The sequence below is a fragment of the Streptomyces sp. NPDC086989 genome (assembly GCF_044745505.1).
Classification (GTDB): Bacteria; Actinomycetota; Actinomycetes; order Streptomycetales; family Streptomycetaceae; genus Streptomyces.
Genome location: NZ_JBIVAL010000008.1, coordinates 52,147 through 65,052 on the forward strand (window position 1 = coordinate 52,147; position 12,906 = coordinate 65,052).

The following is a 12,906-nucleotide window of genomic DNA, read 5'->3' on the forward strand; positions in this document are numbered from 1 at the left end:
CGACATGGCGACGGCACGCTGTACGCGGACGGCCGCGCCGGGGCACAGCCCACGGTCCTCCGGCGATCGTCGGCGCAGTACATCCGTGCGGGCGCCGGATGCGGAAGTCCGTGTGTCCGTACGCCCCTGTTCCTTCGGAGTTCTGATGTCAGGACCGGTAGTACGCAGCACGCATGAACGCGATGGGCGGGCGTGGGTGTCCCTGGCGGGATTCCTGGTCGTCGCCTATGCGGTGGCGGCGGCAGGTGCGCTCGCCTCGTCCGATGCGCCCGCCGTGTACGCCGCCTTGGACCGACCCGCGTGGGCGCCGCCCGCGTGGCTCTTCGGCCCCGTCTGGACCGTCCTCTACGGCACCGTCGCCGTCTCGGCCTGGCTCGTGCGGCGGCATGCTGCGGGCCGGGCGGGGCGGCGGGCGCTGACGTGGTGGGGCGTCCAGCTGGCCTTCAATCTCGCCTGGACCCCGCTGTTCTTCGGTGCGCGCCAATACGGCCTCGCCCTGCTGGACATCGTTCTGCTGGCCACGGCCCTGCTCATCACGTTGCGGCTGTTCCACCGTGAGTGCCGGGTCGCCGCATTCCTCCTGGTGCCCTACCTGGCCTGGGTCTGCTTCGCGACGGCTCTCAACGCCGCCATCTGGCAGGCGAACGGCTGAATCCCAGTCCGCTGAGTCCTAGTCCGCTGAGGCCCAGTCCCCCCGTTCGGCGGCCCGTTCCGTGAGCCCGGTGCGGCCGGTCCGTGCCGGTGCGCGTCGGTCCGGTCAGGCGTAGCGGCAGACCGTGACACCGCTTGCAGCACCGCATCCCATCTTCGTGTAATTCTTCTGGACCATGTTCCAGTAGTGGCCCCAGTTCCTGTAGCCGGGGGAATTCGTGTCCCAGTCCGGGCCGGCCGCGTCATAGGCGGCCTTCTCGCCGGCCCACTGCGACACGGCCTGGGACGGTCCGACAGTGGACATGTTCTCGGCGCCGTTGTTGAAGCTGTTGTCGTGCGCGAGGCCCCCGCCGGGGTGCGACGCGGGGTTGTCGGCCCAGGACTGCGCGCCGGAGGCGAGAGCCGCGTCCCAGGCGATGGGCGGCGCGCCTTCCGTCTGACGTATCGCATTGGTGTCGTTCACGAGCGCCGTCTGGTCGGCCGGACTGACCTCGGCGGGAATGCCGGCCGAGACCGCGGCGGACGCCGTTGAGCCCGCCCCCACCACCAGTCCTCCGGCCATCAGCGTCGCCGCAAGGGTCATGGCGCGGCGGTGTACACGAGTAGGTCTTGTCATTGCGATTCCCTGGTCGCACGGAACAGCGGAGAGTGCCGGCGCGGTTCACGACCGTCGACCGTCATGGGAAGGGGTGGCACACGACCGGCACGCGCGACGGCGGCTGCGCCATCGGCAACACGGTGTTCTTCTCAGGGCGGCACATGGCCGCTTCCCCTACGGCCAGCGTAGGTCCGGGCCACGGGAGTGGCGACCGGGGTGGCGGGACCGGCACCGGCGGGCACGACCGCCTGTGGGATGCCGGCCGTCCCCGACGTCACTTCCGGGTGATCGTGAAGGGTTCCCACCTGACCCCGCCAGACAGCCGGTGTCGGGTGCGGTCGGGCGGGCGAGGAAGGACGCCAGCACCTTCTGGGCACAGGGCGCCTGCGGGACCACCCAGTGCCCGATCCCGGGCACCTGCACGGTGGTCGACCGGGACAGCGTGCGGGCCGCCTTCTGTGCCCAACTGGGCCCGGTCTTCATGCCGAACGCCCCGCGGCCGACGCGGCGATCTGGACGCCGTGCCGGGCGGAACGCACGCGAACCACGCGACGCGGGCGCCCGGCCGGTGTGCCGAGGCGCCCCCGGGCGGCGAGGGCAGCGCCGCCCGGGGGCGCCTACCGCGTGGCCGGAGTCAGTCGGCCCACACGTCCCACCACTGCTGCGACTGGAAGTTCTTCTGCCACAACTGGACGCGGGCACCGTTGCCCGTGACGTTCGCGTCACGGTCCAGGACGATGTTGCCGCCGCCGTAGAAGCGCGCGTTGTAGATGGCGCGGTCACCCGACGGGTGGGACCACTTCTGCTGAGGCGTGTTGTTGCAGTCCCAAATCTGCACCTTGGTGCCGTTGTTGCCGCCTCCGTTGAGGTCCGCGTCGAGGCACTTGCCGGGGAACCGGTAGCTTTCGAGCGCGCCGTTGTTCCAGAGGTACCAACGCTGCTGGGTGGTGCCGTTGCACTGCCAGATCTGGACGACCGTGCCGTTGCCGCCGCCGTTCGCGTCGACGTCCAGGCATTGGGTGGTGGGACGCCTGGCGAAGTCGTTCGTGATCCGGACGGGCTGGTCCAGTAATCGCTGCGGCGCCGGGGCCGCCAGCCCCTGCGGCTGAGCGGTCCAGAACACGGGGCGGGGTGCCGCCTGGACCTGGGCGGCGGTCCCGCCGGCAGCGCTGGCGGCGGCGGTGCCGGTCAGTGCGGTGGCGAAGGCGGTGGTGGCGACCGCGGTCCATCGTGTGATGCGGGGCATGACCTCTCCTGGCTCGTCAGGGCGTACAGGGGCCGTGCGGCGGCACACGGAAGCCGCGCCGGCGGTGTGCGGCCGGTGCGGGGCGGTGCCGGAGGTAGTGGACCACAGCGGGGCCCGCCCCCGGCAGAGCACCGATCAGGCCACGCCCCGCCACCCGCGGCCGGAACGGTCCGCGCGGGGGACCTGGGGGCCCGGAGACCTGGGGGCCCGCGGACCCGGGGGCCCGGTGACCGGCGGGACGTGGCCCGGGGCCCGGGGCCCCAGTGATCGTGCTGCCCTCCGGGGCGGGACAAACGCGCGGGCCCCGCGCCGGGGTGGCGCTGGGGCCCGCGCCGGGGCGGACGGGGGGCGTTCAGAAGACCTCGCCGTCGGTCTTCAGCTCCAGCCGGATGTTCGTGTCCGCCGTGCCGTTGTTGGTCGCGCACGCCGTGTAGTAGCCGGGACCGGGGAAGGTGCCCCATGCCGTACGCAGGTCGGCGGCCCAGTTGGTCACCAGGCCGGGCGAGCCGGTGCCCGGGACCGTCACGCCGTTGTACTGCAGCTTGAACTTCGCGCCCTGGCCGGTCGCCTTGCCGTCGGCGCGGACCTGGTAGGAGGCGTACTGCTGGATGCAGCGCTGCTCGCCGGGGTGCAGCGTGCCCCCGAAGAACTGGCTGGCCGAGGCCGGGCCGGCGGTGGCGAGGAGCGCGGCGGCGCAGGCTGCGGCCACCGAGGCGGCAGCGGAGAGCCGCAGGCCGGCACGGCGCCGCCGGCTGCGGGCCGGGGCCGGCGAGCCGGCAGCGGCGGACGGCGTGGACAGTGCGGGAGTCATCTCGGACATGGATTCCCCTCCTGGGCGAGTGTTCGGTTGTGTGTACACGTTGACCTGCCGCGGGTGCGGTGCCGTGCCGTGCCGTACGGCGGGTCGCGGGGGCGGTTCGTTGCGCCCCGCCCTCCCGGGCACTGCCCACGGTAGGAGCGGCCGCTGTCCGTCCGACACGCCGGACAGTGACCGACTTCCGCTCGAATTCCGCCCGTTGGGCCCGCTCCCCGTCCGGCCGGTGGTATCACCATTGCGTGGGGGGACAGCAGACACCGCCGAGGATGGCCGACCGCTTCGCCGCGGCCCGGGCCCAGGGCTTCGTAGGGCGTCAGGCAGAGGTCGAGGCCTTCCGCCGCATCCTGGCGGACGCGCGCGGCGCGGTGGTCCACGTGCACGGCTCGGCCGGGATCGGGAAGTCCACACTGCTCCACCAGTTCGCGTGGCTGGCCACGCGCGCCGGCCGGCCGGTGACCGTCATCGCGCAGGAATCATTCGTACCGACCGAGCCAGTCGTACGGACCGAGGCAGTCGTACGGACCGAGCCGGCCGTACCGGCCGAGCCACCCCCACGGACCGAATCAGCCGCACCGACCGAACCCGCCGCACCGGCCCATGGCAGCGCAATCGGCGGCCTGGCCCCGCTTCCCCCCGTGGCCCCCGGCAGCCTCGTCCTGGTCGATGTCCCCGGAGCGGTGCTCGCCGCCGAGGGGTTGCTCGCCCACCTGCCCCACGACAGCGTGCTGGCCCTCGCCGACCGGGAGCCGCCGCCGCTCGCCTGGCGGACCGACCCCGCCTGGCTGGGCCTCCTCCACCCCATGCCACTGGCCCCCTTGGATCCCGCGGACAGCGCCGAGCTCCTGAAGCGGCGCGGCGTACCCGAGGCGGAGCACCCGAACGTCCTGGCCTTCACCCACGGCCATCCGCTCGCGCTCGCCCTCATGGCCGACGTACGGGTGCACGGCTCACGCGGGAGCACCGGCCCGGCTTCGCCGCCCCGCGTGGTGAACACCCTGCTCGCTGCGCTGCTCGACGTGGTGCCCACGCCGAGGCACCGCGCCGCCCTGGAGGCCTACGCCCAAACCCTCGTCACCACGGAGCCGCTGCTCGCCGCGCTCGTCGGGGTGCCCGACGCGAGCGACCTGTTCGAGTGGCTGTGCACGCTGTCGATCACCGAATACGGCGCGCGGGGGATCCACCCCCACGACCTCGCCCGATCCGTCCTCGACACCGAACTCGGCTGGCGGAACCCCACCCGCAGAACGGATCTGCGCCGCCGCGCGAGCACGTACTACCAACAGCTCTTCACCGACGGCGACCGGGCGCGCCAGCGCGCCGTCCTGGCCGACTTCGCCTATCTGCACCGCGACAGTCCCCTGGCCGGACCCCTCCTGGCGCCGGTCACGGCTTCCGGAGCGGCGGGCTCCACGCACCTTGACGCCCTGTCGATCACGGCGGTGGAGGAAACCGAGCTCCCGGCCCTCCTCGCCATGGCCGAACGGTACGAGGGGCCCGAGTCCGCCCGGCTGCTGCGCGGCTGGTGGGGCCGCCCTGCCGCGACGTGGGCCGCCGTAGGGGCGCAGGCACGGCCGCATTCCCCCGCAGGGTTCTACCTCCTGCTCACCCTCGGCGCCGAGGACCTCGACGACCCGGCCGTCCTCGCGGACCCGGGCACCGCGGCCGCCGCCGACTGGCTCGCCCGCCACGGCGAGCTGCGCGCGGGGGAGCGGGCCCTGCTGGTGCGCGCGTGGCTGGCCGGGGACACGTACCAGGACGTCTCCGCCGTGCAGACCCTCATCACGCTGCGGCTGACCCATCACTACCTCACGGCCGAGCAGCGGCCCGCGCTCACCCTCCTCCCCTTCGCCGACCCGGAGTTCTGGTTCGCGGGCTGCGCGTACACGGACTTCCACCGCCTGCCCCAGGCCGACTTCACCGTCGGTGGACGCCCGTACGGAACGTTCGTCCACGACTGGCGCCGTACGCCTCCGCTGGCCTGGCTCGGCCTGCTCTGCGAACGGGAGTCGTCGGCCGACCCGCTGGCGGTCGCGGCACCCGACGGACCCGGCGACGCACTGCGCGTGCTCGACGCCGAGACCTTCGCCGCCGGAGTCCGGGAGGCCCTGCGCGGGCTGGGGCGGGCCGGCGGACTGCGCGGCTCGGTCCTGCTGCACTCCCGTGCGGTCGCGTCCCGGGCAGGTCGGGGCGCGGGACCGGACGACCGGGCCGCCTCGCTGTCCGCCCTGCTCAGGGAGACGGCCGCCGAGCTCCAGGCGGCCCCGCGCGACCGGCGTGCCCACCGGGCGCTCCACCACACCTATCTCCAGCCGGCGGGTACCCAGCAGCGTGCCGCTGACCTGCTCGGCCTGCCGATGTCCACGTACCGCCGCCATCTCGCGGCCGGGGTGAGCCGGCTCACGGAGGAACTGTGGAGGCGCGAACTCGACAGCTGACCGCGAACTCGACAGCCGGCCGGTCACTGTCGTCACTCCCGCGCCGGCGGTGCGGACGGGGCTGAGGCATTCCGGCGGCACCCGAACCGGCCGGGGCGGAGGCGGCCCTACCGTCTGTGCGGCCAGGCCGGCCGGCGGCGGGAGATGCGCGGCCTGCGTCCGGCAGGGGCCTGCGCCGCCAGGGCGAACGACACCGTGATGCGTGCGCCTCCCAGGGCGCTGCGGCCGATCTCCACCGAACCGCCCGTCGCGGTCGCGGCCCGCCCCGCGATGTCCAGGCCCAGCCCGGTGGAACCGGTGCTGCTGCCGCGGGAGAGGGCGAGGTCCGGTTCGGGGATGCCCGGCCCACCGTCCTCGACGACCAGCTCCACGGCCTGGGCCGTGCGGACCACTTGGACGGCGAACGGGGTGCCGGGCGCGGTGTGGCGGAAGATGTTGCCGATGAGCGCGTCCACCACGGCGGCGACGTCGTCGTCGGACAGGCCGACGGTCGTGGGTTCCTGGGTCAGGTCGAGGCAGCAGGACCGGTCCTGCTGCTCCGCCAGGACCGACCAGAAGGCGGTACGGCGGCGGACCACGTCGGAGGCCTCGCAGCGCGGACCGGACTTCCCGGCCCCGGCCCCGGATTCGTGACCGGCGGACGGTTCCGTGCCGAGCATGCCCTGGCCCATGGGACCGACGGCTAGGGGGGTGCGTGCCGCGGCGATGATGGCCTGCAGTTCCGCCTCCAGTTCACCCACGGCCGCCTCGACCCTGGCCGACTCGGGTGTGCCCGCCATGCGCTCCGACGCGAGGTGCAGTGCGGTGAGCGGCGTACGCAGCCGGTGGGACAGATCGGCGACGAGCTCGCGTTCGACGGCGAGCAGCTCGTTCATCCGGTGCGCCATCGCGTTGAAGGCGACGCCCGCGTCCCGCAGCTCCTTGGGGCCCACGGGGTCCACGCGGGCGTCCAGGTCGCCCTGGCCGAGTGCGCGTGAGGCCTGGGCGAGCTTCCTCGACGATCTGACGACCTTCGCCCCGAGTCGGTCGGCGACCAGGACGGAACCGCCGATCAGCGCGACCGCGAGGAAGGACATGACCGCCCACGATTCCTTGACCCCGTGGGTCAGTTCCTCCTCGGGCACGAAGTTCTCGATCACGGCGACCCGGTCGCCGGGGAGCACCACCGGCTGCAGGCAGATCCAGCCGTCGGGGATCGCCTGGGAGATGGACTCCCGTCCCTGCTGGGCCCGTTCGAGCAGCGCGGGGGGCGCCTTGGAGTCGCCGAGGGCCCCGGCGTCCGCCGGCAGGTGGACCACCAGCTGCCGGGCCGGGTCCAGGCTGGCGGCGGAATCCCGGAGGGCGGAGGGATCCGTGGTCAGGGCGAGGACGGGGGCCAGGGCGGCGGCGCGCTGTTCTGCCGCGGTGACGGCCTGCGCCTTGACCAGCGACATCACCAGCGCGCCCAGCGGTATGAGGAAGGAGAGCGCGACCATGGAGGTCACGGCGAGTGCCACACCGGCCAGTGAACGCCTCAACGCGGTGCCACCAGTTTGATGCCGACACCGCGGACGGTCAGCAGGTAGCGCGGGGCCGCCGCCCGTTCGCCGAGCTTGCGGCGCAGGGACGACAGATGGACGTCGACGGTCTGGTCGTCGACGTACGGCTCGCGCCAGACCTCGGTGAGCAGTCGGCGCTTGGAGACCACCTGGCCGGGGTGGCGGGCCAGGAACGCCAGCAGGTCGAACTCCCGGCGGGTGAGGCGCAGCTCCACGCCGGCCAGGTACGCGGTGCGCGCGCCCGGATCCACGGTGAGTTCGCCCACGGTGGTGGGGTGCAGTGCCTCGCCCGCCGGAGCGACCCGTGGCGCCGGCGCACCCCGCGTTCCCGGGGCCGGCCCTGCGGCGGGAACGTGGGTGGTGCGCCGCAGGACGGCCGAGAGGCGGGCGACGAGCTGTCCGCCGGAGAAGGGTTTGACCAGGTAGTCGTCGGCGCCCGCGTTGAGGAGACTGATGATCTCCCGCTCGTCGTCGCGGGCGGTGGCCACCAGGACGGGTACGGAGGAGATGCCCCGGATCATCCGCAGTGCGTCTCCTCCGTCCAGGTCGGGCAGGCCCAGGTCGAGGACCACCGCGTCGAACGGGGTCTGGGTGACCTCCCGCAGGGCTCCGAACCCGTCGGCGGAGCTGCGTACGGCGTACCCGTGTTCCGCCAGGACCTCGATCAGTGACTGGCGGATGCTGGGGTCGTCTTCCACGACCAGGACGCTGGGCATGGGGGACACCTTAGGCTCGGCCGGGTGGGTCGCGGCTAGCGGGGGTTGAAGGCCGCGCGGTCGCCGGTGACGTGCAGGTGCACGGGGCGGTCGGAGACCGGGATGGTGCAGCCGTCCTGAGTGCTGCAGCTTGCGTATCCGATCAGCACCGTCGCGTCCCCGTTTCCGTCGGCACGTACGGGCAGTGTGGTGGTGACCGGTCCGTCCGGGTAGACGGGCAGCGGGGTTTCGACACCGGGCACGGTGATCGACCGTACCTCCGCGGAGGCCGTCAGCTTGCCGTCCGCCTCGACGGAACCGCTGACGGACATCGCCGTGGGTCTGCCCACGCCCTCGACGCCACCGGCCGGCAGATCGGTGCTGTAGAGGTGGAATCCCCTGCGCTCGGGCGTGAACACCGCGGTGAGCGTGCCCTTCGAGGCGTGCCAGCCGGACACCGAGAGCGTGACCGTGACCCCCTGCTCGGTGAAACTCGTCGTGGGAGCGGAGTTGCCGGCGCCCTCGGTGTGCTGACCGCCGCACGCCGCGAGGACGGAGCAGGAGAGAAGGGCGACCGTGACCCGGGCCGCCCGGGAAAGCAGCAGGTGAAGCGAAACGTTCATGTCCGTCTGTATCTCTTTATCTCTGTATCTCCGTGAAACGGGAGGCTCGGACCGGTACTAGAGGGCGGTGGTGAAGTCCGCGCTCCACAGCTGCAGCGTGTACACCAGGTCGTTCCACACTCCGGTGGCCAGCAGTGCGCCGACGAGGACGAGCAGACCGCCGCCGATCCGCAGCACCCACGGATAGTGACGTTTGACCAGGCCGAAGGCGTCCAAGGCGCGGCGGAAGGCCAGCGCGGCCAGGACGAAGGGCAGGCCCAGCCCGAGGCAGTAGGCCGCCATCAGCAGCGCTCCCCGGGCCGCGCTCGCCTCGGTCCAGGCCAGCGCCTGGACGGCGGCCAGCGTCGGGCCGATGCAGGGGGTCCAGCCCACTGCGAACACCGCCCCCAGCACGGGGGCTCCGGCGAGCCCCAGTGCGGGCCGCCGGTGGCTGCGGAACTCCCGCAGGGCGAAACCCGGCAGGAACCCCATGAAGGACAGGCCCATCAGTACGGTGAAGGCGCCGACCACCTGGGTGACCGCCTCCTGGTGGGCCAGCAGGACACGGCCGAAGTGGCCGAACAGGGCGCCTCCCGAGACCAGGACCGCCGTGAAGCCCAGGACGAACAGCAGGGCTCCCGTCGCCATGCGGCCGCGCCGCCCGCCGCCCGCGTCGGCCAGGTCGGAGACCGACAGGCTGGTCACGTAGCTGAGGTAGCCCGGTGCGAGCGGCAGGACGCACGGCGACAGGAACGAGACGAGTCCGGCGACGAGCGCCACCGGGGCTGCGATCAGGAGTGTTCCGTTGACGAGGGAGGGGGCGTCCGCGACGGCGGTCGTCATGACTCCTCCCTCGCCACGCGTGCCAGTACGGGGCGCAGTTGCTCCTCGGTGACGGCGCCGCCGATGCCGGCGGCGATGCGCCCGCGGCGGTCGATCACGAGGGTCGCCGGGACCGCCTGCGGGTTGAGCAGTGCGGGCGGGAAGCGGAGCAGCAGTTGTCCGGTGGGGTCGGGCAGGCTGGGGAAGCTCAGAGCGTGTGCGCGTACGAAGGACCGGGCGGCGGCCGGGTCCCGGTCGCGGGTGTTGATCCCGAGGAACCTGACTCCGTCGGCCCGGGTCTGGCGGCTGAGCCGCTCCAGGCCATCGGCCTCCGCCCGGCACGGGCCGCACCAGGAACCCCAGACGTTGAGGACGACGACGTGGCCCCGGAGCCCGGCGAGGCTGACCGGATTTCCCTCCAGGTCGTCGCCGGTCAGCACGGGCGCGTCCGGTCGGGAACCCGGCTCCATGACCGTGGTGTCCGCCGCCGTTCCCACGGCCGTGCCCGCCTGGCCGCCCGGCGCCCCGGCTCCATCGTCCCGGGTCGCGAGACCGACGAGAACCAGGGCGGCCGCCACCGCGAGTCCGGCCCCGGCCGGGACGAGGACCGACGTCCGGACCGGTCGTCTCATGACGCCCACTTGCGCAGGAAGGAGTTGATGCCCTCCGCGGTCAGGGACGGGTTGCCGGTGACGTGGGTGTCAGTGCGTATGGACCCCGAGGGGGAGACGACGACCAGCACGGGCATCGTGTAAGTGCCGCCCGACGGGCTGTACTTGCGCAGCAGCGCCGAGTTGGCGGAGCTGTTCCCGCCGATGTCGATCTTGACCATCCGGTAGGAGTCGCCGAGGATCGCGGCGGTCTGGGGCTGGGCGAACACCTTGTCGGCGGCCTTGCAATTGCCGCACCAGTTCGCGCCGAAGTCGAGCAGCACCATCCGGCCCTCGGACTTGGCCGTGCGCAGCGCTGCGTCGATGAGCTTCTGCGCGTCGGCCGAACTGTCGTAGCCGGGCCCGGGTACGGCGGCCGGCTGCGCCGCGTCGGCCGTCCGGGACGGCTTGGCCGGCGCCCCGGTGGCGGCGGAGCCTGCCTTGGCGGGCGAGGAACGGGGCCGGGGCGTGGCGGACACCGAAGCAGAGGCAGAGGCAGAGGCCGAGGCGGTCGGGGACGCCTCGGGTGACGAGGCGGCCGACTCGGTGGCGGAGGCGGCGGAGAGCTCCGGGGACGGCGAGGCCGCGGACGGCGCGGCGGATCCGACGGGCTGGGTGGAAGGCCCGCAGGCGGCGGTCAGACCTGCCGCGACCACGGCTGCGGCGAGCAGGGGCAGTCGCATTCCGCGGGGCGTACCGGGGTGGGACGGCTGCGTACGGCGGTCGGTGCGGACGGGTCGGAGCATGCGAGAAGTCATGGCGAAGACACCCCAGGGCACGGATCGGAAGGCGGGAGGGGCAAGGCGCCCCCGGCTCGGTGAAACCGGAGGGCCGGCGGATCGCCGGGTTCACGTCCCGGCGCCGAAGGCCACTCGGCTGAGGCGAGCATAGGACCGCTCCGGGCCGCCGGAACCGGCTCTGCCCGATCTTGAGGATGCCCTAAGGAACAGCTCACCTTCCGCTGCGCCGGAGCACGATCGGGGGGCGGACGGGGGTGACGGGAGTGACGGGGGTGTCCGGCGCGACCAGGCCTCACCAGGCCTCACCAGGCTCACCAGGCCTCGCCAGGTCCCACCACGTCCGGCCGCGTCTCAGAAGGACGACTCGCGGACGGTGGCCTTCGCCGACGGTTCGATCGTCGCCGTCACGAGCGACCAGTGGTCGGCACTGGTGAACGTGACCGAGAGGGTGTCGTCCGACGTCTGCGAGGTGCTGGTCTTGAAACCGTGGTCCGGGACCGCGGAGATCAGGCAGACGCCGCGGCTCCCGTACCGCACGGTGACCTTGCCGCCCTGCGAGGGGACGGTGTAGAGGCCCGCTCCGCCCTCCGCGCAGTCCACGGGGCCCTTCGGGGCGCTGCTACGGGGGGTTCCCGAGGCCTTGGCGGGGGAGGGGGACGCGGGCGAGGGGGACGGCCGCTGCGTCAGCGAGGGCGAGGGGCTCGCGGATGCGCTCGGGGACGGTGTGCTCGGCGACGGGGTGCCCGCCTGCCATGCGGGCGGCGTTTCGATGACCGTCGGGGCGGACCGGGCGACCGGGGGTGTATGCCGGGTCGAGCCGACGACGAACTGGACCGTGGCGAGCACGGCGGTCACGCTGGCGGCCGTGCACGACAGCCATATGAGCAGGTATCGCGGAAGTCGGGGCACGGCCCCATAGTGGCGGACGCCCCGGTGGGCCCGTCACCGCCTCCCCCTTCCGGGGAACCTGGCGTTCCGCAGGGCCGGTACGGGCGCCCGTACCGGCGCCCGGCCAGGCGTTCGACCGGGCGCCCGTACCCGCGAACGCCGACGTCCTCCGTACCCGTGGACGGGTCGGAGGACGTGGGGTGTGGTGCGGGCCGGCTACCTGGAGGCGCCGAAGTCCTGCGTCCACCACGGTCCGCCGTCACCCTTGTGCACGCCTATGCCGATTTCCTTGAAGGCGCAGTTGAGGATGTTGGCCCGGTGGCCGGGGCTGTTCATCCACGCGTTCATCACCGCCTCGGCGTCGGCCTGACCGCGGGCTATGTTCTCGCCCAGGTTGGACCACGAGTATCCGGCGGCTTCCACCCGGCTGGTCATCGTGGACCCGTCGGGCCCGGTGTGGGACATGACGCCACTGCGGGCCATGGTGTCGCTGTACGCCCGCGCGGCCGCGCTCAGCTTGCTGTTCGTGGCCAGGGGGCCGCACCCGGCGGCGGCCCGCTCCTTGTTGACCAGGGCGAGGACCGCGGACTCGCTGTTCGCGTCGACGGTGCCGGACCCGCCGGACCCGCCGGAGCCACTGGATCCCCCGGAGCCGCTGCCCTTGGTGGCGGGCTTGCGGGTGGGCTTGTCGGTCTGGGCCGGCGCCGCCTTGGCCTCGGTGCTGCCCTCCGCCGCCGACGGCTGGGCGGAAGCGGCGGACGCCGAGGCGTCGGGTCCCGGCGTCCCGGACGGACTCGGGCTCGCCGTGGCCGAGGCCTCGCCGGTGGGGGCGGGAGTGGCGGGGGTGGTCGTCCCCGCGTCGGCGCTCGCCTTCCCGGACAGCGGCCCCGCGGCGCCGTCGGTGTGCCCACTCCCGCGCGCAGCACCATCGGAGTCGGCCACCGCGACGCCGACCGCCACCGCCGCGGCGGCCGCGGTGACGGACAGCACGATGCGCGTGCGCACCGTCTTCCTCCGTCGTGCTTCGATGCGGGACGGACGTCCGGGAGTACTGGGGCTCATGCCGGTAACACCTCATAGGGCAGGGAGAGGGGACTCGGCCCGAGCCTAGGCGGGTGACCAGCGAAAAGATCGATCTGGAGGGGTTCTTCAACTTCCCTTAAGGAAGCCCGCAGGATCGGCGCAGAGGTGATCCGGGCAATCGCCCCAACTCCCGCCGAAAGG

The 12,906-nt window shown here is 73.2% G+C and carries 14 protein-coding genes; 2 read left to right on the forward strand and 12 right to left on the reverse strand.

Annotation, left to right across the window (positions count from 1 at the left end):
* The first annotated feature begins 196 nt into the window (after positions 1-196).
* On the forward strand, positions 197-652 hold the full coding sequence (locus ACIPK4_RS20430; protein WP_402314519.1) for a TspO/MBR family protein: 456 nt from the start codon (positions 197-199) through the stop codon (positions 650-652).
* 105 nt (positions 653-757) lie between these two features.
* Here ACIPK4_RS20430 and ACIPK4_RS20435 read toward each other — a convergent pair whose 3' ends face one another.
* From ACIPK4_RS20435 to ACIPK4_RS20450, 4 genes are all read right to left on the reverse strand, one after another.
* Positions 758-1,234: a CAP domain-containing protein gene (locus tag ACIPK4_RS20435; protein WP_402314521.1), complete on the reverse strand. Its 477-nt coding sequence runs from the start codon at positions 1,232-1,234 to the stop codon at positions 758-760.
* A 189-nt stretch (positions 1,235-1,423) separates the two neighbouring features.
* Positions 1,424-1,732, reverse strand: a complete 309-nt coding sequence (locus tag ACIPK4_RS20440) for an alpha/beta hydrolase (RefSeq protein WP_402314523.1) — start codon at positions 1,730-1,732, stop codon at positions 1,424-1,426.
* Positions 1,733-1,883: 151 nt separating this feature from the next.
* Positions 1,884-2,495: a ricin-type beta-trefoil lectin domain protein gene (locus ACIPK4_RS20445; RefSeq protein ID WP_402314525.1), complete on the reverse strand. Its 612-nt coding sequence runs from the start codon at positions 2,493-2,495 to the stop codon at positions 1,884-1,886.
* Between the two features lie 352 nt (positions 2,496-2,847).
* A complete protein-coding gene (locus tag ACIPK4_RS20450; RefSeq protein WP_402314527.1) occupies positions 2,848-3,315 on the reverse strand; it encodes a hypothetical protein in 468 nt (155 codons plus the stop codon).
* A 236-nt stretch (positions 3,316-3,551) separates the two neighbouring features.
* Here ACIPK4_RS20450 and ACIPK4_RS20455 point away from each other — a divergent pair, with 236 nt between their 5' ends.
* On the forward strand, positions 3,552-5,747 hold the full coding sequence (locus tag ACIPK4_RS20455; protein WP_402314529.1) for a hypothetical protein: 2,196 nt from the start codon (positions 3,552-3,554) through the stop codon (positions 5,745-5,747).
* Between the two features lie 107 nt (positions 5,748-5,854).
* Here ACIPK4_RS20455 and ACIPK4_RS20460 read toward each other — a convergent pair whose 3' ends face one another.
* The 8 genes from ACIPK4_RS20460 to ACIPK4_RS20495 all read right to left on the reverse strand — a co-directional run bounded on the left by ACIPK4_RS20460 (position 5,855) and on the right by ACIPK4_RS20495 (position 12,687).
* Positions 5,855-7,264, reverse strand: coding sequence for an ATP-binding protein (locus ACIPK4_RS20460; protein ID WP_402314531.1), 1,410 nt, complete (start codon positions 7,262-7,264; stop codon positions 5,855-5,857).
* Positions 7,261-8,001 carry a response regulator transcription factor gene (locus ACIPK4_RS20465; protein ID WP_054224836.1) on the reverse strand — a complete coding sequence of 247 codons (741 nt, stop codon included), beginning with the start codon at positions 7,999-8,001 and terminating at the stop codon, positions 7,261-7,263. Before ACIPK4_RS20465 ends, ACIPK4_RS20460 begins: the two co-directional genes overlap by 4 nt.
* 35 nt (positions 8,002-8,036) lie before the next feature.
* Entirely contained in the window at positions 8,037-8,603 is a 567-nt protein-coding gene (locus ACIPK4_RS20470) for a hypothetical protein (RefSeq protein WP_402314533.1), read from the reverse strand.
* 57 nt (positions 8,604-8,660) lie between these two features.
* Positions 8,661-9,425, reverse strand: a complete 765-nt coding sequence (locus ACIPK4_RS20475; protein WP_402314535.1) for a cytochrome c biogenesis CcdA family protein — start codon at positions 9,423-9,425, stop codon at positions 8,661-8,663.
* Positions 9,422-10,036 carry a TlpA family protein disulfide reductase gene (locus tag ACIPK4_RS20480; protein WP_402314537.1) on the reverse strand — a complete coding sequence of 205 codons (615 nt, stop codon included), beginning with the start codon at positions 10,034-10,036 and terminating at the stop codon, positions 9,422-9,424. Before ACIPK4_RS20480 ends, ACIPK4_RS20475 begins: the two co-directional genes overlap by 4 nt.
* Positions 10,033-10,812: a thioredoxin family protein gene (locus ACIPK4_RS20485; protein WP_402314539.1), complete on the reverse strand. Its 780-nt coding sequence runs from the start codon at positions 10,810-10,812 to the stop codon at positions 10,033-10,035. Before ACIPK4_RS20485 ends, ACIPK4_RS20480 begins: the two co-directional genes overlap by 4 nt.
* Before the next feature lie 333 nt (positions 10,813-11,145).
* On the reverse strand, positions 11,146-11,703 hold the full coding sequence (locus tag ACIPK4_RS20490; RefSeq protein ID WP_402314541.1) for a hypothetical protein: 558 nt from the start codon (positions 11,701-11,703) through the stop codon (positions 11,146-11,148).
* A 195-nt stretch (positions 11,704-11,898) separates the two neighbouring features.
* The gene (locus ACIPK4_RS20495; protein WP_402314543.1) at positions 11,899-12,687 is read right to left on the reverse strand and encodes a CAP domain-containing protein; all 789 of its coding nucleotides are present in this window, start codon (positions 12,685-12,687) and stop codon (positions 11,899-11,901) included.
* Positions 12,688-12,906 lie beyond the last annotated feature (219 nt).

What these genes read in the sequence shown, in the direction of transcription:
- ACIPK4_RS20435 (WP_402314521.1), bottom strand. Translation starts at nt 1,234, where the DNA reads ATGACCCTTGCGGCGACGCTGATGGCCGGAGGACTGGTGGTGGGGGCG.
- ACIPK4_RS20465 (WP_054224836.1), bottom strand. Translation starts at nt 8,001, where the DNA reads ATGCCCAGCGTCCTGGTCGTGGAAGACGACCCCAGCATCCGCCAGTCA.
- ACIPK4_RS20485 (WP_402314539.1), bottom strand. Translation starts at nt 10,812, where the DNA reads ATGACTTCTCGCATGCTCCGACCCGTCCGCACCGACCGCCGTACGCAG.
- ACIPK4_RS20440 (WP_402314523.1), bottom strand. Translation starts at nt 1,732, where the DNA reads ATGAAGACCGGGCCCAGTTGGGCACAGAAGGCGGCCCGCACGCTGTCC.
- ACIPK4_RS20450 (WP_402314527.1), bottom strand. Translation starts at nt 3,315, where the DNA reads ATGTCCGAGATGACTCCCGCACTGTCCACGCCGTCCGCCGCTGCCGGC.
- ACIPK4_RS20480 (WP_402314537.1), bottom strand. Translation starts at nt 10,036, where the DNA reads ATGAGACGACCGGTCCGGACGTCGGTCCTCGTCCCGGCCGGGGCCGGA.
- ACIPK4_RS20475 (WP_402314535.1), bottom strand. Translation starts at nt 9,425, where the DNA reads ATGACGACCGCCGTCGCGGACGCCCCCTCCCTCGTCAACGGAACACTC.
- ACIPK4_RS20445 (WP_402314525.1), bottom strand. Translation starts at nt 2,495, where the DNA reads ATGCCCCGCATCACACGATGGACCGCGGTCGCCACCACCGCCTTCGCC.
- ACIPK4_RS20470 (WP_402314533.1), bottom strand. Translation starts at nt 8,603, where the DNA reads ATGAACGTTTCGCTTCACCTGCTGCTTTCCCGGGCGGCCCGGGTCACG.